This window comes from Niallia endozanthoxylica (assembly GCF_008710145.1).
Taxonomy (GTDB): domain Bacteria; phylum Bacillota; class Bacilli; order Bacillales; family Cytobacillaceae; genus Bacillus_BD; species Bacillus_BD endozanthoxylica.
On record NZ_VYKL01000041.1, the window covers coordinates 75,465 to 96,438 of the forward strand.

A 20,974-nucleotide genomic window follows, 5' to 3' on the forward strand; every position below is an offset into this window, starting at 1 on the left:
AAGAATAGATTATTACTATAAATGGAAACAGACAGATTCTGCCATTGAGTCCATTCCAAGAAGACAAAGGTGAATATGAAAAAATGATTACAGATAAGAAAGAAAGAATTATCGAAGCAGCAACGGCCTCCTTTAGCCAATTTGGATTTAAAGGGACCACCATGGATAGCGTGGCAAAGATTGCAAAGGTTGGCAAAGGAACGGTATATAGTTATTTCGAAAATAAGGAAGAGCTATTCAACGAAATTGTCGACAGGGCCATCAAGCAAATGATGAGCGCTGGCAATCAAGCACTGCAACCAGGAATCCCACTACATGAAAATATTCGCCATGTATTGGAAGCGATCCTCGCATTTAGACAAAACCACTTATTCATTTTTAAAATGGTCCAAGAAGCCCGTGACATCCAAACCGTTCCTGTCATTGAAACGATCGAAAAAATCGATCAGGAAATCATTGATTATTTAAAAGGTTTAATCCAGCAACAAATCGAAAAAGGCGAAACCATCCAGCAGGACCCTGAATTTTTGGCCTTTTTGTTGTTCAAAACCTATCTTCTTCTTATTTCTGACTGGGAGAAGCATCATCCTCCATTGGATTCTAGTAAGATTACGGAGGTTTTACAGAGACAGGTGTATTAAATCACGAAAGGAACGAAGCTGTGTAAAAATTCCCCTCTCCCATACAGTTTCGTCTCTTTTCTTTATGTACGGTTCTACCATTTTCTAAATATTTAAGGAGTACCAAACCTCATAAGAAAAGCTCTATGGAGAAATTCCCATAGAGCTTTTCTATCAACCGGAACGCGAGAACCGTCCTGGTGTTTCAAAATAAGGAAAAGCCTTGCAGAGATTTTACTCTCCACAAGGCTTTTCTACCATCTATTTGTCTACTAATATTTCAACAAATTTCAAGCAATCAGTAATGACTGTTTTTCTTATAGTTCAACAGTAAGTGCTTTAGTTGCAACTACTTTACCTTCAGTGTCAAGTACTTTGAATAATACAGTACCGTCATCGCCAGTAGTTACGTCAACACCGTTAATAGCATCAACATTAGTATCAGCAATTGTTCCAGTAGTAGTAAGTTCTAAAGAACCTACATAAAAGTCTTCGTTGTTGAATACGCCATCTGCATTTTTATCAACATATAGATTACCAGCATTGTCAAGACGTACTGGTTGAGCTACAGACTTAGATAATTTGATACCAGAAATAGTTGGATCATTTGCAGACTCTGTATATGTTAAGAAATCTTCATAATTTAAAGTTTGAGCATAAGATGGTGCTCCAACATTTTTAAATGTTGCGCCAGTTACTTCATAACCAACTTTTTCTACAGTAACTTTGAAAGTTGCTGAAATATTTCCATTTGCAACACTTTTCACAGTGATTGTTGCTGTACCAGTTTCAGTGCCTGCTTCTAGAACGAAGAAACCTTCTCCTTTAGCAATATCAGCATCAGTTGTCTTAGCTAATACGCCAGCTTTTGAAACATTAGCTTCAACAGTATACTCACCTGTTGTAAGCTTAGCTAGTTCAGCCCCAGCAGAGTTCAAACCTTTAAGATCAATCTTGATGTATTTATCGTCTTTAAGATCAAGTGTTGAATCCGTAGAGATTTGGTTTTTAACAACAGCAGCATCTGTTACTACGCCATCAACGTCAGTAACATTACCATTACTAATGTCAGTATCAGCTTTAAGTTCTAATTTAGCTAGAGTAGCATTTTCAGTTACAGTAACTTTTACTGCAGTTGTACCAATTTTAACATTAGCTGCATCACGGAATGTAATGATAGCTGAGCCAGTGTCATTACCAGTTACTGTTACAGTAGCTTCTCCCTTGTCTCCTACTGAGTTAGCAATTTGTGCACCTACTTTGTTAGCATCAGATACTTCTAAATTTACATTGTTATTAGCGATAGCAATTGCGTCGCCATATTGGTCTAATAACTTAACTTTAAATGTTGTAGTAGCACCTTTAATCGCAGTTACAGCTGTTTTATCTGCTTCAACTTTAGTTGCTTTACGTTCTTCATTTTTAACTGTGAATGTTTTAGTATATTCAGCTCCACCATAAGTTACAGTAATTGTTGCTGTACCAGGTCCTTGTGCTGTTAATACATTTGTATTTTTATCTACTGAGATTACAGCTTCATTAGATGTCTTAACAGTGAATCCACCAGTTACATCATCTTCATTAGAAGCTGATTTTACAGTAAGTTCAGTGAACTCAGCAGTTTCACCAGTAACAAGTGTTGTGCTGTTTTGTACAAATCCTGTAACACTGTTTGTTAATTCAGCAGCAGTAATTGAATCAGCAGAAAGGTCAATGTTCTTAACTTTAACTTCTGCTAATGATGAAGTAATTACTTCTGAACCTTTTGTTAAAGTTACTTTTACATAAAGTTTCTTTCCATCAACAGGTAGTGGCGCAAAAGTTGTAGCTAAGTCAGTTTTTAATTCACCAGTTGTAGTAGATTCAAATAAATCAGTTGTTACATCTGAACCTGCAGCTGCAGTTTTAGTTGAATATGCTTCAAATTTAACATCATAACCAGCGTTGATAAGTTCTTGAGCTGTAACTTTATTACCATTGATTTTAATTGATACAAATTGATCTTTAGTATCATCATCGTAAGTAACTGTATCTACAGAAACTTGGCTCGCATTTACTGAGTAAGTTACGTCGAATTCAGCATCTTGAACTTTTACTTTAGTAGTTTGATCTACAACTAACTCAGAACCTAAAGTTACAGTTGCAGTTCTACCATTTTCAGCTACTGTTAATTCAGCTACTGTATTATTTTCAACAGAAATACCTTCAACTGCTAATTGCTTTAATCCAGTACCTGTAATTGTTAATGTTTTAGAGTCAGTCGCAGTTACACCTTGAACTGAAAGTTCTGCAATAGCTTGATCAGCTCTTAATAAGAATACAGCGAAATCTCCACGTTTTGCATTATTGTAAGTTCCGAAAGTTGTTTCAGAAGTTCCGTTTGTTACTTCTGCTTTAACTAGAGCAGAAATTGCATCAGCGTATTGTGCTGGTACGTCAGTGAATGATGATGCATTTTCACCTGTTTCAAGAGCAAATCCTCTTTGGATCCAGATAGCAAGTTCACCACGAGTGATTAATGCTTGAGAATCAAAAGTTGTAGCTGTTTTTCCGTTTGTGATACCAGCTTCTTTAAGAGCATTTACTGCTTTAACCGCACGTTCTGGTACATCAGTGAAACCAGATGCTGGAGCTGCATCAACATCAAGACCTAATGCTTTAACAAGCATTACAGCTGCGTCAACACGCTTAATGTTTTCGTAAGTTCCGAAAGTTGTTTCAGTAGTTCCTTGAATACCTTTAGCAGTTAAGAATTCTACTGCTTCTTGGTATTGAGCAGGTACATCTGTGAAAGATGCTGCAAATGCAACTGGTGCTACTGCGATTGGAGCTACTACTGCAGCAGCTGCTGCGCCTGCGATAAATTTACGGTAAGACTTTGGTTGGTAAGCCATTGAGATATTTCCTCCCTTTATGTTTGAAAAAGTATTAATAAGTTTATTTAAAGCTAATCAAAGAGTCTAGTAAGTAACTAACCTTCGTTTGTGTTCTCCTGAACTAGCTCCTCAACATTTATTAGTATAGAATTTTAATAGAATAATGTCAATGCTTTGCCATAATCCTATTTTTGTCATTTTTTCTTTTTGTTCATTAGTTAATTGTCTAATAATTCTACAAAACTATACAGAAACACCTTGAATCTTTGCTGATCGTTCTCTTTTTGTTTTACAGATTTCGTGATATTTTATCATATAGTGTATCTATATATAATGAAAGAAAAAGACATTGATATTACTATTATTATATTAATATATAAAATAAAGAAATATTCTTCTACTATTCAGGATGTATTCTAATTAATCTTTTAAATGAATGATCGTGGCTTTATTCATTTAAAAGATACATTTCTAATTATGCAAAATGACCTATTTCTTCATTATTATATAACCTACCATTTACCCAACATATTTTCACCTTTTTTCTAAAATAGATTTGTCATTTGTAATATAAAATTAATGTAATTATAAAAAGAAACTTTAGTAAGTAAAATTTACTGTATTAAAATATGTCCTCAGATACTTCGTTATTTACTTTATAAATATAGAATCAATTTAAGGTCAAAAAAGAATGCCTGCAAATCTTATCGTAGATTTTCATGGCACTCTTTTTTATTATTGATTTTTGCTATCCGCTTCACTTGAACCTTCTTCTTCACCCTTAATTAAATCCGAATTTTCTTCTACAATCGGATTAACCGTTTCTTCACCTTTTTCTTCATCTAACTCGTCTTGTTCTTCTTGTTCTTCTTCTGACGACTCACCCTGTTCTTCGCTTTCTATCTTACGGACTGAATTAAATCCAACCTGAAACGCAATGACCTTATTGCCGTATTCATCTGATAGTGCTTCTGTTCCGGAGTAATGAGGATCATATTTAAGTGTGGTGGTTCCATTGGCAAAGGCATCTTCCGGAAATGTAAGGATTAATTTCTTCTCTTCCTTATTTATCGTGTTAGCTGAATAAGTGATGCCATTTTGAGTTATTCGGAAATCACCCGCTTCGAAGTGATGTACTTCTTTTTCAAACGTTACAACAATCTCGTCGCTTGTTCCATTATAGTTTGTATCTTTTGCGATAATTGATTCTATTTTTGCTGCATAGAAATAGGGTAATGATTCTTCTATAAAATCTGTATATACATAAACAGAGTTACTTCCCTCTCCAATGTCATGGAACAAGACCGCTGACCCTTTTACTTGCAAGAGTGAAACCCCTTCAACAGCATGTGCGGTAAGTGTTGCCGTTCCAATAGGAGTATCACCAGCAAGTGTCACACGTCCTCCAACTTCAACAACTACCTTGTTTTCCTTACTTTCTGCATCTACTGCATTTCTTAACTGCAGGTTATTAAGCAGTGATGTATTGATTTCGATTCGGTGTGTTCCAGTGTTGATTACTTCAAATGTCACATGAGCATGTACATCTTTACCCGGATTAAACATTTTCCCGCTTTGATTCAGGAACGTCATGGTAAATGTTTTTTCACCTATTGACTGTTCTTCCTTTACTTCTAACTTTGCTCCAAGACTTCCATTATCTACTCGAATCGGCTGGAAGTTGGTCCATGGAACCTTAGAAGAATCCGACATTGGCTCGCCATTTTGCAGTGTACCTGGTTGATGGTTATCAGCAAAGTTTTGGTCAATCCATACAATTGGTTTAGCTGAATCATTCACTTGCGGGCTTGCCATGACAAAAGATCCCTCGCCTTTTGAATCCAATTTTAACTGACCTTTGGTAAGATGCTGACCTGCTGCATTTTTAAAATCCACAAAGTATGCACTAGTATAGTCATTCGTTCCATCGCTATCAAGAAGTTCCTCAATCCCGACATTCACAATACCGCCTGCAAAAGGCGTTCCATCAGGTTTCAACACTCTAATTCTATATTCACGTCCGTTATGTTCAATAATCTTGCCATTTTCATCAACTTCCGCGATAGCTGCATAGTTGGTTCTTTGTCCAAAAACGGAAATCTCATATGGAGTGACTGTGAAGGTAACGGGTTCAGCCTTTACATGGTACTCTATTTCATCAAAACGGCCGTCCTGTGTTTTAATTTCAATGCCGCCTTTTGTATCCCAAGCCTGGTTGCTGCCATCTAAAAAGACAATTGGAGTCACTGTTGCATTTGAACCTGTTATGGTAAAAGTTGCTTTTCCATTTCTATCGGTATATATTTTTATGACAGATTGGTTACCATCATCTGATTGATAAGGAATATTGGATTCACCTTGACCATTTGTCACCCACACATTATTTTGCGGAAAGGAATTAGTATGAAGGTTTTCTTCAAATGTAATATTTAATGCTGCATCTTGAATAGGTTTACCAGAAACCGGATTTGTCAAAGTAACCGAGTACGTTTTGGCTGAGCCATTAATTAAATTATTCCCTTGGTTATCTCCTTCTATTGATAAAGGGTTAATCGGTTCAATATCCTTTTTTTGCGCTCGATAGATCATAGCTGCAAAATCGCCTCGATTAAGCTGATCGTGATAGCCAAACATTCCATTGTTCTTACCGATTGTAATGCCAGCTTTTGCAATGGCCGTAACATATGGTGCTAAGGCAGCATTCCTTGAAACATCTGGAAAGGTCGGCTCATCATTTGATATTGGGAGATCAAAGGCATTCGTGATATACTTGGCCATCTGCGCACGCGTAATATTGTCCTTTGGACGGAACGTTCCGTCTTCAAATCCACTAATGATATTAGCATTGGCTAACCTTGTAATGGCCTCCCTAGTTTCTTCATTTGAATTACCTAAATCACTAAAGCGAGATGAAGATATGACTTGACCTTCTAATAACCCAAGAGCACGAGCAACCATGACTGCTGCATCACCACGTGTTATGTATGTATAAGGCCTAAAGGTTCCGTCTGGAAATCCTTTAATGACACCTTGATTTACTAATTCTAGAATGGCTTCTTTATGTGTATTATCATTTATATCTGAGAAACCTGCTGCATTAGCAGTTGATGTAAAATAAAAACCAACCATTGCAGTTGTAATGATTCCTGCTGCATAACGTTGAAAGAACTTTGGTTGGTATGTCATCTTCTATTCCTCCTTTTGCAAACACTAGGACTAGTCTGCTCGGTGTATTCAAAGACTACTGTTTTCCAATTTATGAGAACTCTGCTAAAAGCTCTCCTATATTTCTAGTAAAAATACTAATTCAATAAAACTGAAATTTCAATATATTTATAATCTTTCAGGAACTTAATCATGCATTTTTATCGAATATTATATTGAATAAGGACTTTAGATATATAGAACAATATAATGTAAAAGATAAGCAAAATTTAAAATCGATCATTGTCTGGATATAAATTAGGTTTTATTTCTTTTCTCAAAATAAGAGAATCTATCGTAAAAACGATAGATTCTCTTATTACTAGCTATAATTATTGGACGCTGATTCCGAAGTTTCTTAGTTTGCTACCGTGTTCATCGATTAGATATACGCTAGAATTTCCATATTCTCCATTATACTCAAGCTGTAATGTACCATTTGAAGCAATAGCAGATTCTACAGCCTCATCAGTAAATTGAAGAACTAATACATTCTCATCGCTCTTTTGAGTATTATTAGGATCTTTAGCATATGCTACAGAGCTTGGAGTTACATGTCCAGTAGCTGTTAATAAACGGAAATCTCCTGGATCAAATGAGTTGGTTCCATTTGGACGTACATCTTCTTCAAAAGTGACACGGATTTGGTCTCTTCTATCCCCAACATCATTCGAATCATCACCGACAGCACTTGTAGCTGTTGTTCCACCAAAGTTTCCAGTAGAAGTAACTGTTTTTGTAACCGGACCAGCTTCTACAGAAACAGACTGGCTTCGTGGATTTGTATCGTCACTAATAACAGCAGAAGCATTTACAGTAACTTTAGCATCGCCATCATTTGTATATACATTTACTAAATAGTCATCATTATTATTAATGAACCACCAGAACCATGTATCATTTGTAATATCGCCAGAGATAGTTATTTGACCATGTGATTCAACAATAAATGTTCCTGGAAGCAAGGTATATGGTCGATAGTCTCTACCCGCAGTTGCTTCTACATCACCCCAGAAACCATCATTTGTATCGACATAGATTGGATTTGGACCATCGTTTTTAATTGTGAATGTAACACGAGCCTTTAATCCATCAACTGCATTTGGTGAGTATGGCTTACCGCTTTGGTTAAGAAGCACAAGGTTGAATCCTACACCTTCATTGTCTGCAAATAAAGTGTCAATAGTTCTGAGTTCTGCACCTTCTGCATCATCATCCACATATGGCGCTTGGAAGTTTGTATATTCCACTTTTCCTTTTCCAGATCTAGAATCATTTTCATCTAGAATATTCTCAAATGGGAATTGTGGATTATTAGAATAATTGTGATCAATCCAAACTACTGGTGTTGCAATATCGTTTTCAGTTGGGCTGACTAAAGTGAAATCGGCTTTCCCGTTAACATCCGTTCTCACTGTAGTTTTAACATATTCAACTCCACCGACTAAAATCCTTGCATCAGTATAGTCATTTGTACCATCTGTATCCACTAATTCTTCGACACCAACATTTACAATACCATTATATGGGTTACCATCTTTATCTTTAACTAAGATTTCGTATTTGCGTCCGTTAAATTCATCGCCGCTAATCCGACCATCATTATTGGTATCATCTTTAATAGCTGCAAATTTATCTCTCTTACCAGTAACAGTGATTGTATACTTTTCAGCACCAAATGTTACTTTATCAGCTTGTGCATACCACTCATATTTAGCATCGAAGCGGCCGTCTTGATTTCCAAATTCAATTCCGCCTTTTGTATCCCATTCTTGGTTTGTTCCATCTAAGAATGCAATTGGAGTAACAGAACCGTTAGCACCAGTGATAATTAATTCTGCCTCACCTTTGTAGTCTGTTGTAACGGTAACAACTTGTTGATTGCTATCGCTAGATTGATAAGGAACTAGGTTGTTTCTATGGTTACCATTTTCATCATATCCGTTTGATACATAGATATTATTTTGTGGCTTACCGCCTGTAAGAAGATTTTCTTTGAAAGTAACGTTAACCTTAACACCTGCTACTGGCTTATCTGGCGCCACAGGATTTGTTACTTTAATTTTATATTTCTTTTGGTCGCCGTTTGTTACACTGTTTCCTTTATCATCAGAAGCTGTAATTGTAACAGCACTCTTTACAATTGGTTTATCATCAGGCTTCTTCTTAGCTTGCTCAGCTCTGTACACAATACCAGAGAAATCAGCACGTCTTAAAGCATCGTTGTAACCGAAGTTACCGTTTGCTTTACCTTCGATGATACCTGCATCAGCAAGAACATCAACGTATGCAGCTAATGCAGCATTTTCGTTTACATCTGGGAATTTAGTGATTCCATCAGCTGGCTCATAGCCGTATGCTAAAGCAACGTATTTTGCTACTTGTGCACGAGTTACTGTTTCATAAGGTTTGAAAGTGTCGTTAGTAAATCCACTTACGATACCTTTGTCAGCTAACTTTACAATCGCTTCATAAGCTGCTTGATTTTCGCTAACATCCTTAAATGGGTTAGCAGGAATGTTTTTACCATCAAGAAGCCCAAGAGCACGAGCTGTTAAAATGGCAGCTTCACCACGAGTGATTTGTGCGTATGGACGGAATGTTCCATCATCATAACCTTTAATAATACCAGCTTCAACTAATGCAAGAATTCCTTCTTGGTGTGTTGTGCTGCTATCTACGTCTTTAAAATTTGTTGCACCAGCAGCTGCACCTGCAAACGCGGATCCTACTACAGCTGCAGTTGCAGCACCAGCGATAAATTTACGGTAAGATTTTGCCATTGAGATATTTCCTCCCCTTATTTGAAAAAGTATAAATATAATCAAAGCTAATCTAAGAGTCTAGTTCTTTGGTAATTTATGTAAACTCTTAAATCGAGCTTGATAACAAACTTGAGCGCAGAATTATAATTGAACATTGTAAATATTCAAAATCCTAAAATTCCACATATTCCAAATTTTCAAAATACCTTTATATAATAAATGAAAACTTCATTCTCCCGCGAAAACTCTTAACATATGACCCTTCAACTAGAAAATCATATGTTTCTTACGCTTGTCTCATTCTCATAATCATATGTAAAATACATTTATGTGCTATTTAAAGAACGATAGGAGAATAATGAATATTGCCAATTCTCATTTGCTATGACCTCATTATAAAATAGGATTATTGATATATCAACGATTAATTATCGACAAGCAGACCATAATCACTTCTTAAGCAATAGATAATTAGTCATTTTTATGTCGGAAAGAACGTAGAATCTGTCGAAAAAACGTTCTTTTGAAAGAACTTTTGTCATAAAATCCTCTACTTTTTGGGACTGTTGTATGATTTTTACATGATTACATAAAATAGTAAAAATTGATGTTAGACATAGAATGGAGACTATCAGACCTACTCTTCCTATGATTAGTGAAACTATCTATCCTATACATACTGATAGCAGTTGTGCTGAAAGTCCTTACAATAAATGCTATACTAATGCAAGAAACTGGAATGAATGGCGAGGAGAGAGGAAAAATGCTTGGTTACTTTAAAAAGCTTACTGGCGATAAGCAAACGAAAAAACTGAATATCTACTATAACAAAGTCAAGCAGATAAACGCGCTTGAACCTGAAATCGAAAAATTAACAGATGAGCAGTTAAAAGCAAAGACTTCCTATTTTAAGGAACAGCTGGAAAATGGAAAATCCGTTCTAGATATTCAAGTCGAAGCCTTTGCTGTTGTTCGCGAAGCGGCAAAGCGGGTTGTCGGCATGCGGCATTTTGACGTGCAGCTGATTGGTGGAATGGTTCTCTCAGAAGGAAACATTGCCGAAATGCCGACAGGTGAAGGAAAGACACTTGTTGCTTCGTTATCCAGTTATTTGCGTGCCTTAGAGGGAAAAGGAGTCCATGTCATCACCGTGAATGACTATCTTGCCACTCGTGACCGTGAGCTAATCGGCGGGATTTACGAATTTCTCGGTTTGACAGTTGGATTAAATTTACCCATGATGGATCCAAATGAAAAAAAAGCTGCCTATCAGGCTGATATTACATATGGTGTTGGCACTGAATTTGGTTTTGACCATTTGCGTGATCATATGGCTTACGATCCTAACCAGCGGGTACAGAGACCTTACCATTATGCGATTATTGATGAAGCGGACAGCGTTCTAGTTGATGAAGCGAAAACCCCTTTAATCATTGCAGGGAAAACAGGTGTCAGCAACGAATTAAGCTACTTATGTGCAAGAGTAATAAAAACATTTAAACAAGATGAAGATTTTGTTTTTGATCCTGAGACAAAAGCGACTAATTTTACAGATGAAGGAATTGCGAAAATCGAACGCGGGTTTGATATTGAGAATTTATATGACCTTGAGCATCAAACTCTCTATCATTATGTGATTCAAGCTTTACGCGCGCACATTATGTTCAAAAGAGATGTTGATTATATTGTAAAAGAAGGAAAGGTTCTCTTAGTTGATGCGTTTACCGGCCGGACGATGGAAGGCCGCTCCTTAAGTAACGGACTTCACCAGGCGATTGAAGCAAAAGAAGGGCTGGAGTTAACGGAGGAAAATAAGACACAGGCCTCAATTACGATTCAAAACTATTTCCGTCTCTACCCTACTCTTTCCGGAATGACAGGAACAGCAAAAACAGAGGAGAAAGAATTTCAAGAAATCTATTCGATGAATGTCATTCAGATTCCGACGAATAGGCCTATTATGCGCAAAGACTTGCCTGATCAGGTGTTTGATACGATTGAAAATAAATATAAAGCAGTTGCCCGTAGAGTAAGGGAGCTGCATGACAAAGGACAACCTGTTTTAATTGGGACGACTTCAATCCTGCAATCTGAGGAGATTGCTGATTATTTACGTAAGGAAAATCTTCAGTTCGAGGTTTTAAATGCTAAGACCGTGGAACAAGAAGTACAATTAATCTCACTCGCCGGACAAAAAGGCCGAATAACCGTTGCCACGAATATGGCTGGACGCGGGACAGATATTATGCTTGGTGAGGGTGTCGCTGAGCTTGGCGGTCTTTATGTCGTTGGAACAGAACGAAATGAATCGAGAAGAATTGATAACCAGTTAAAGGGCCGTTCCGGACGTCAAGGTGATCCTGGTACATCTGAGTTCTTTCTTTCGCTTGAAGACGATTTAATCCGCCGTTTTGCAAGTGAGGAAGTTGAAAAATTAAAGAAAAAATTAAAGGTTGATTCTGATGGCAGAGTTTTAAATGATAAGATGGTTGAATTTTTCGATCGTACGCAGCGCATTTGTGAAGGCTCTGGCTATTCCATCCGCGAGTATAACATTAAACTTGATGATGTATTGAACCTACAGCGCGGCACGGTTTATGAATTGCGGACACGGATACTTGAAGGACGTGAGTTAGTTCCACTTATTAAAACTTCTGTTGAATCATATGTGAAGAACGAGGTTGAGTATGTGACTTCCGAAGAGATTATTCCTGAGAATTGGGACCTTAGTCTATTGGTTACTCATTTATCTTCGGTCATGCCTGGCACCGATTTATCTGTTATTACGGATATGATGGATAGAAATAAGATTAATGATACAGTGCTGGAACAGCTTGAAGGTTACTTTGCCCGTCTGGATGCGATTACGGAAAATCCACAGGTTCTTTCTGCATTCCCTCGATATATTCTTTCGGCGGTTGACCATCATTGGTTGGCACACCTTGAGGCGATGGAACGGTTGAAAGAAGGGATTGGGTTACGGAGCTACAGCCAAGAGGATCCAATGCGTCAGTATGGCCGTGAAGGCTACGCTTTGTTTACAGAAATGTATCATAAAATAGAAAAAGAAATTGGAATTCAGACAGCTGCGATTGTTAGATCGATAGAAAGTCAAATCGGGAGGGAATAAAAGATGTTAGGTTTTTTTAAGCGTGATAAAAACAAAATCGCAAAAGACGGCGGTGACCATTCAGTAGACTCCATGGAGCTCTTAGGGGAAAAAACCGAAACAACCGGGAAAGAAGTAAAGACAAGTCTGAACATCCCCCCTAACGCAAATATTGGACAGGAAGAGCGTTATTATTATCAGTTTTTAAATAATGAGCTCCCTTTATTAAAGGAGAATCAAATTTCTCTTTCCGGGATTGAGGTTCATACGGAAGAAGACGGCAGAGTTTTAGTTAAAGCTTTTATACGAAATAGTATCGCTAAAGGAGTACATTTCCAAGAACCGATTCCACTATCACTTCTTGGACCGAATGAAGAAAGGCTGGCTCGTCAGATATTTGATTTAACCATTCTCGGCGAGCTCCCTCCTGAAAGCAGCACGCCTTGGTTGTTTGTTTTTGAAAAGAAAAATGTCTTCGAGAAGGAAATTCCACAAACCGATTGGAAGCTGGCGTTTGAAGTAACAAAGTCGAAAGGCCCTCATGCCCTTGACTTAGAGGAGAGCTGGGAGAAAAGCTTAGCTGATAAAGATAAGGAAAAACTGGAACAGCTTGTAAAGACCGTTCAGCCTCCTAAGCCTGGTGAAGTGAACTTCATGGGTCTACAATCCCGTTTGGATGATGAAGGGGCCTTGCATGTAACTTTGTTGATCCGCAATGGCAGCGAAAAGAACGTGAAGCTGGAACAGTTGCCACTAAATGTTGAGGATGCATCAGGTGAGATAGTAGCTAAAGGCGTCTTTAAATTAGAAGCACTTGAAATCAAAGCCAATACAAGCAAACCATGGACCTTTATCTTCCCTAAAGAACTGGTCTTGAAAGAAGACGCTGACTTAAGCAAATGGAAAGCATACGTACCACAAGGGTAACGCAGTAAAGCGCTGGGGGACAGACCCCCAGCGCTTTACTATGTTAAAGAACATTACAGCAAATAGATAAAAAAAGGGAGAAAAAACACTTATCATTACGATAGGTGTTTTTTCTCCCGGCTACCAACCTTGGTTATTATATCTAATAAAGGAGTATATCTCACTTACACTTATATATTACCACCGTTGTCTAATTATCTCAATTACATTTTTCCTATTTAAACGTTTTTGAGGAAAATATTACACAATGGGCTTTCTACCTATAGAATAATAGTGGATTCCGTGTTTTTCAGCATCTTCGAGTGTGAAACAGTTTCTTCCATCGAATAAAATTGGTTTTTCCATATAACTTTTGAATGTTTCCAATGAAAGGGTTTTGATTTCACCCCATTCGGTTAATATAAACGCTGCTTCTGAACCCGCCAGTGCATCTTCTGCAGATGCGGCATATTGAATTTTATCGCCAAACAGTTTTTCAACCTTTGACATGCCAACTGGATCATAAACCGTTATAACTGCGTCTTCCAACAACAAATCCTGAATTAACTTCAAGGATGCTGCATCACGGATATCATCAGTATTTGGTTTAAAGGTTAAGCCTAGTATCGTTATTTTCCTGCCGGCTAACGATTCAAAGATTTCCTTCGCTTTGTGGAATAAACGTTCTTTTTGCAGACGATTGACATCAATAACTGATTTCAAAATCTTGAAGTCGTAGTCGTATTCATTCGCCAAGTGATTAAGCGCATTGATATCCTTTGGAAAGCATGATCCGCCAAAGCCTATTCCCGCCTGAAGGAATTTATTTCCGATTCTTTTATCAAGCCCTACTCCTCTTGCTACTTGCTCGATGTTGCCGCCTACTTTTTCACATAGATTAGCAATTTCGTTAATAAAGCTTATTTTTAACGCAAGAAAGGAATTGGAGGCGTATTTAATCATTTCTGCACTGCGAAGATCTGTATGAACAACCGGCAGCTTGAACGGCGAGTAGATTTCCTCAATTCTCTTCCCCGCTTCCTGATTATCAGAACCAATCACAATTCGATCGCCATGGAAGGTATCATGAATGGCAGAGCCTTCTCTTAAAAATTCCGGGTTAGAAACAATCCTTACCTTAAGGTTAACAGGCAGGCGTTCTTGGATAATCATTCCGATATGTTCATTAGTCCCGACCGGCACCGTACTTTTCGTCACGACAATACAGTCCTTTGTCATATGCTCAGCAATCTCAATGGCCGCATTTTCAATGTAAGTTAAATTGGCTGAACCGTCCTCGTTTGGAGGTGTCCCAACGGCAATAAAAATACAGTCTGCACCGCTGTATGCTTCTTTTACATTAGAAGTAAATTGCAGTCGACCTTTTTGTATATTTTTTTGAATGAGTTCATCTAAACCTGGTTCATAAATAGGAGATTGTCCGCTGTTTAACAGATCGATTTTCTCCTGATCAATATCATAACAAGTGATTTGGTGGCCGACATCCGAAAGACAGACACCGGTCACCAAACCGACATAGCCCGTTCCAGTAATCGTAATCTTCATGTAAATCCCTTCTTTGAATCCGATAATTTCAAAACACAATAAATCTATTATATCTCAAATATGACATCAAGCCTAATGAAATTGTCGAAAAATGAATTAGGCACTAGACATTGATGTCGTTTTGTGACAAAAGGTATGGATTCAGAAATCTGTGGATAATTTTATTAACAGCTTTAAAATTCCATTGAAGCATTAAAAATAGAGATTTGTAATAACTAGTTACCTTTCCAGGAAGTTGTCCTATCCACATAAATTACCAACATATCCACATTTTTTAATACTTTATCCACATGTTTTTGTGGATACTAATTTCTTCCATGGGATAACTCTCTTCTTATTACTAGGAAACATTCGGACATACTAAATGAACATTGAGAAAAAATCTATTTTCTAACCGCTCATCCCAATATAATGAAATAAAGTCAAACTTCCATCAGTGGGGGCCCACAGGATGTGGGTCACACAGACGTTGCCATAAATGTGACGTTCTTAGTCCGTGATTCCACGAATGGACCTTTACGAGCAGTAAGAGTGGGATAAACGGAAGCAATGAATAGGAGAAGGTGTTTGCGATGAAAGCCAAAAAAAAGAGAAAAAAAGGAAAGCTTTGGCTAAAGGTTATTGGAATACTGTTTTTTCTATTCGTCGCTTTCGGTGGCGTTTATGCCTATACAGTATATCAATCTTTAACGACTGCAGTAGATACGATGCACCAACCAATTGAAAGGGAAAAATCTGAAAAACGCCCGGAAGTAATCACACTGACTAAAAAAGAAGACCCTGATCCGTTTTCCATATTATTGCTAGGGGTTGATGAGCGTCAAGGGGACAGCGGGCGTTCCGATACAATGATTGTTTTAACCGTCAATCCAGAGATGAATTCAATTAAAATGCTCAGTATTCCTCGCGATACAAGAACAGAAATTGTTGGCCGCGGTGCAGCGGATAAAATTAATCATGCCTATGCTTTTGGGCGCGAGGAAATGTCGATAGCAACAGTTGAACATCTGTTGGATATTCCAATTGATTATTTTGTTAAAGTTAATATGGAAGGATTTAAAGAGATAGTTGACGCTGTTGGAGGGATTCAAGTGATGAATACCCTTGATTTCAGCGAGGAAGGACAGCATTTTAGCAAAGGACAAATTCATTTGAACGGAGAACAGGCCTTGCCCTACGTACGGATGAGAAAGGAAGACCCGAATGGTGATTTTGGACGCCAAGAACGGCAAAGGCAGGTGATCCAAGGAATCATTACCAAGGGAGCAAGCTTCGGTTCTCTCACTCGATTCAATGAAATATTTGAAGCGCTAGGAAAAAACGTCCGGACCAATTTGACATTTGATGAGATGCTGGATATTCAAAAGAACTACAAAACAGCTGCAAGCAGTGTGGAACAACTGCAAATGACTGGACAAACGGAGAAAATCGGTGGTATTTACTATGTTATTGTGCCTGATGCAGAAATTCAAAAGGTACAGACAGAATTAAAGACACATTTAGAAATGAATAAAACGGGACAATCCCCTGCTCCAGTACCAACCGGAGGGTGATTGTCCCGTCCTATTTAACGCGTTATTGTATTGGGAGACTAACTCCCGATGCTTTAACATATTAACCTAGCGGGGGACTGTCCCCTATTGCTTTAATGCATCACCCTATTGAGGGACTGTCCCCCATTGCTTTAATGTGCTACTAAGGTGCCGATATATTGAACAGATTGAGTTGGAAATGTTCGATACATTTTACTTAAGTGCCACGAGGTTGTTTTTTCTAGTTCTCCGAAGATGACCATGCCAAGTTCGATATATTCTAGGTGTTTGGAATCCACTGATACGAAGTAAACTTGATTACCTAAGCCAATCAACTCGACAGTAACGCCTTCTTCCTTTACCTCAATCACTTTGAACAGGCCTTTTATATCATCTTTAGCTATAACCGGTCCTGATTCAATCGTATCGAACAATGGGTCCATGTCAAATTCCGGCTCATAGCGACGCACTTGGTATCCAGCATAGGAATCCATTACCTTGACAGCAGTCAAAATCGATGGCTCCAGTTCTTTTATCAGCTTTTTAACAAAAGAAGCATGATTCGTTCCATAATCCGCATCGATTTTATCGGTAAAGTTTTTCAGAACAGACATAAAGCCTTTCACTTGATTGACCGTTGCATCCATATTAAAAGCTAAGTAGTTAAAGGTCAGCCACTTTCTCCAGTCATCCTCATTCACATCAGACCAGGAATAGATAAGCTTTTGACTTAAGAAATAGCCGATGGTCTGTAATCCTAGACGGTATTTATAATACGTGCTTTGTGATTTCCCTGCCCCTTTTTCTTTGAAGCAATCAAGAATATCCTTTACATAGAATTGCTCTGCTTCCTCAAATGGTATGCCTATTTCTTCCATTAAATCGAAATCCTCTTTTGTTACAGAGGAATTCATTGCTGCCTGCCCTTCAGGAGCTGGAGCATCAACCAGCACCTCCGGAATAAGCCTTGATTTCCGCTCTGCGCGAAGCGTTACAAACGGTGATAGCTCAAGACCTAGTTTCTTTCTTACCGTATTAAAATCTGCAGTCACTTTTACTTGACCATTTTCTTTGTTCATATTCACGTATGTGCTGTATTCCTGCTGACGCAGCCATTGTTCAAGCTCGTCCATTTTGCCTTCTGCAGCCATTTGCTCTGGAGACAATCCGTCAAACATTGGAAGCGGCTGGTCGGTTTCCTCCACTATCACAGCCATCTGAGCAAATGCGGCAAATTCCTGCGGAACCTCCTGCGGCATCATCACACTGTACAATGTTACTTTGGCGTCTGGTGGGGCCATCATCTTGTCGACCTTTTCATCAACTAGTTGTACTCCAGATGTGCCGGACATACTCTTTTTAAAAGAAGCGGCTTCCTCTGATGACAGAGTAGCATACACAAGCTTTTTCCCCTTAATTTCCAAATTAGCCACTGCCTCGGCAATTCGGACAGGTCCTGGAGAGCAGTTATCCTCATATCGATAAATATTTTGTAAAAAGGCGCCTTGCCCGTTGTTTCCCTTCCACTCATCCATGTAAAACCTTTCGTCTTTCTGTAAAACTTGAAAAACAGGTTCAACATTCTGAACATCATAATGAAACTCGGTGCGATAAATTTCCTTCTGTTTTTTTCTCGGATTAACGTCCTCCAGTAAAGCCTTGATAATCTCCGGATAAAATTCAAAGGCCGTTTCTGACATGGAGCAGTTATTTTCCTTCATCTTTTTAGCAATAATATAATAAGCATTCTTCACAGAATCTGGGGCAACAGAAGTGGCAACCCCATTGATATAATGCCCTCCATCGAACTCCTCGAGCATACATAAGGTCCCAGCCCACGGAATCCATTTCGGCATCGTTTCACAATACGGCATATGGAATCTTTCTTTTGTAAATAGATCCTCTACGAATATGCCCTGATCGTCATAATCCACCTGCTGAATGAGGCGGGGAATCATCTTCTCCCATTCTAAAGCTAGTTCCCTTAGCATTGGATCTCGATGGTTACCGTTCGTATGATTATAGCGTTCTATCGCTCGCATGCCTTGCTCATCCCGACGAAAGAACAAAATCCAATGCTGGAAGAAGGAGTCTGGTATGTTTACTTCTACACGTTTTTCAAATTCCTTCTCTAATGAGTTCAGCTCTTTTAACGAGAAAGAAGGAAACACATCATGAACTAATGACTGTACCAGCTGATATTTCAATTGAAAAAAACGTTCACGCTTAACCTGCCCAATTTCAACCACTTGAGCTTTCTTCATACAACACTTTTTATATTTCTTTCCACTGCCGCATGGACAGAGATCATTTCTACCTACTTCCACAATAAACACCTCTTACAGTTCATACCATTAAGTATACAATAAAAATGCCAGAAAAAAGCATATTATTAATGTAACATACTTTAAGAAAGAATGTCTTGCGAGGAAAGGCCTTGACCCTTTCCTACATTAACGTGCTGGGGGACAGTCCCCCAGTGCTTTAATGCGACGGGGGACTGTCCCCCGATGCGTTAATACAGTAAATCATTGAGTGATTTTTTCCAGAGTTCTTCCTTATTTTACGTTATAAACAGTGTTGATGGAAGTTAATCGTGTTTTTGATTATTTTCCGCCTATCAGGGCATCCTTTTATTGAAACCCCAGCTTCCTTCCTCTCCCACCCAAATATAAAATCTGGTACTAGGAACCACCCAATATAATTATATTAAAATAATAATAATTATTATAAATTTTGGGATTTATCGCTATTATTTTGCATTTACGAATAATCCTCAGAGCTTTGACAAATGTCCACCCCAGAAAGTATTATTGTAGAAGAATAAAAGGAGGTTATAAAGTGTCTGGTATAAATAAACAGAAAATTGTGGAAAGCGTTCCACAAAAAGGATTCTTTGGTCATCCCAAAGGATTATTCACGTTGTTCTTCACCGAATTTTGGGAGCGTTTCTCTTATTATGGTATGAGAGCAATCCTTGTTTACTATATGTACTATGAGGTATCCAAAGGCGGCTTGGGGATGGAAGAATCAACAGCCCTTGCTATTATGTCCATCTATGGATCTCTAGTATACATGTCCGGTATTATCGGCGGTTGGTTAGCTGACCGGATTTTTGGAACACAAAAAGCCATCTTCTACGGCGGTATTTTGATTATGCTTGGACATATCGTGCTAGCTGTTCCAGGTAATGTGGCCTTATTCTTTGTTTCCATGGTACTAATCGTGCTCGGTACAGGACTTCTTAAACCGAACGTGTCCAGTGTTGTGGGTGATATTTACGCAACGGATGACGACCGCCGAGATGCCGGATTCAGTATCTTCTATATGGGGATTAACCTTGGAGGCTTCCTTGCTCCACTGATTGTCGGCTCTGTAATGGGTATTAGCTTCCATTTAGGATTCGCCTTTGCTGCAATCGGTATGTTCTTTGGATTAGTAATGTTTGTATTAACGAAGAAGAAAAATCTTGGCCTTGCTGGTACGTATGTAGCCAACCCTCTTACTCCAGATGAAAAGAAAAAGGTATTCACTCAAATTGGTATCGGAATTATTATTATTGCTATCTTAATTGCGGTTGCTGTTCCAACTGGTTATCTGACAATTGAAAGTTTTATTAACCTTGTTGCTATTCTTGGTATTATCATTCCAACTCTTTATTTCATTGTTATGTATCGCAGTCCAAAAACATCTGCAGAAGAACGTTCACGCGTGATTGCTTATATTCCGCTGTTCATTTCAGCTGTAATGTTCTGGTCCATTCAAGAACAAGGTGCAACCATCCTTGCAAACTATGCTGATAAGCGTACACAGCTTGAATTTGCTGGCATGACTATTTCACCAGCTTGGTTCCAATCGTTAAACCCATTATTTATTATCATTCTCGCTCCAGTTTTTGCTGGACTATGGGTAAAGCTTGGAAACCGTCAGCCATCGATTCCAAAAAAGTTTGCTCTTGGATTATTATTCGCTGGTCTATCATTCCTTGTGATTCTATTACCAGCCTACCTAGGTGGGACCGATTCATTAGTTAATCCATTATGGCTTGTATTAAGTTACTTCATTGTTGTTCTTGGGGAATTATGTTTATCTCCAGTTGGCCTTTCTGCCACAACAAAACTAGCACCTGCAGCCTTCTCCGCTCAAACCATGAGCCTATGGTTCCTAGCAAGTGCTGCTGCACAAGCCCTTAACGCACAATTAGTTAAATTCTACTCACCTGAAACAGAAATGGTATACTTCGGTGCAATCGGAGGAGCATCAATCGTTCTAAGTATCATCTTATTTGCGATTTCACCAAAGATCCAAAGCCTGATGAAAGGTGTAAAATAAAAATTATTGCAAAACTAAAACCTGCTTCGAAATCTATCGAAGCAGGTTTTTTTACGCTTTAACG

General features: G+C 38.3%; 10 protein-coding genes. 5 read left to right on the top strand and 5 right to left on the bottom strand.

Features of this window, described 5'->3' with window-relative positions:
- Positions 1–83: 83 nt before the first annotated feature.
- Positions 84–641: a TetR/AcrR family transcriptional regulator gene (locus F4V44_RS22955; protein ID WP_150442348.1), complete on the top strand. Its 558-nt coding sequence runs from the start codon at positions 84–86 to the stop codon at positions 639–641.
- Between the two features lie 296 nt (positions 642–937).
- Here the strand turns inward: F4V44_RS22955 and F4V44_RS22960 are convergent, their stop codons facing one another.
- From F4V44_RS22960 to F4V44_RS22970, 3 genes are all read right to left on the bottom strand, one after another.
- Positions 938–3,514 (bottom strand): S-layer homology domain-containing protein, encoded by a 2,577-nt coding sequence (locus F4V44_RS22960; protein WP_150442349.1) that lies wholly within the window; start codon positions 3,512–3,514, stop codon positions 938–940.
- A 717-nt stretch (positions 3,515–4,231) separates the two neighbouring features.
- Positions 4,232–6,682 (bottom strand): S-layer homology domain-containing protein, encoded by a 2,451-nt coding sequence (locus tag F4V44_RS22965; protein WP_150442350.1) that lies wholly within the window; start codon positions 6,680–6,682, stop codon positions 4,232–4,234.
- A gap of 350 nt (positions 6,683–7,032) precedes the next feature.
- Complete coding sequence (locus F4V44_RS22970) at positions 7,033–9,483, bottom strand: S-layer homology domain-containing protein (protein ID WP_150442351.1); 2,451 nt, start codon at positions 9,481–9,483, stop codon at positions 7,033–7,035.
- Between the two features lie 745 nt (positions 9,484–10,228).
- Here F4V44_RS22970 and secA2 point away from each other — a divergent pair.
- Together secA2 and F4V44_RS22980 are read left to right on the top strand one after the other, a co-directional pair.
- Complete coding sequence (gene secA2, locus F4V44_RS22975; protein ID WP_150442352.1) at positions 10,229–12,595, top strand: accessory Sec system translocase SecA2; 2,367 nt, start codon at positions 10,229–10,231, stop codon at positions 12,593–12,595.
- A 3-nt stretch (positions 12,596–12,598) separates the two neighbouring features.
- Complete coding sequence (locus F4V44_RS22980; RefSeq protein WP_150442353.1) at positions 12,599–13,501, top strand: accessory Sec system S-layer assembly protein; 903 nt, start codon at positions 12,599–12,601, stop codon at positions 13,499–13,501.
- A gap of 240 nt (positions 13,502–13,741) precedes the next feature.
- Here the strand turns inward: F4V44_RS22980 and F4V44_RS22985 are convergent, their stop codons facing one another.
- Positions 13,742–15,046 carry a UDP-glucose dehydrogenase family protein gene (locus tag F4V44_RS22985; RefSeq protein ID WP_150442354.1) on the bottom strand — a complete coding sequence of 435 codons (1,305 nt, stop codon included), beginning with the start codon at positions 15,044–15,046 and terminating at the stop codon, positions 13,742–13,744.
- A gap of 572 nt (positions 15,047–15,618) precedes the next feature.
- Between F4V44_RS22985 and tagU the strand changes: the two genes are divergently transcribed.
- Positions 15,619–16,599, top strand: coding sequence for a polyisoprenyl-teichoic acid--peptidoglycan teichoic acid transferase TagU (gene tagU / locus F4V44_RS22990; protein WP_150442355.1), 981 nt, complete (start codon positions 15,619–15,621; stop codon positions 16,597–16,599).
- 131 nt (positions 16,600–16,730) lie between these two features.
- Here the strand turns inward: tagU and F4V44_RS22995 are convergent, their stop codons facing one another.
- Entirely contained in the window at positions 16,731–18,905 is a 2,175-nt protein-coding gene (locus F4V44_RS22995) for an SEC-C metal-binding domain-containing protein (RefSeq protein WP_150442356.1), read from the bottom strand.
- 514 nt (positions 18,906–19,419) lie between these two features.
- On the opposite strand from F4V44_RS22995, the gene F4V44_RS23000 reads away from it, so the two are divergent.
- Complete coding sequence (locus tag F4V44_RS23000) at positions 19,420–20,910, top strand: peptide MFS transporter (protein WP_150442357.1); 1,491 nt, start codon at positions 19,420–19,422, stop codon at positions 20,908–20,910.
- Positions 20,911–20,974 lie beyond the last annotated feature (64 nt).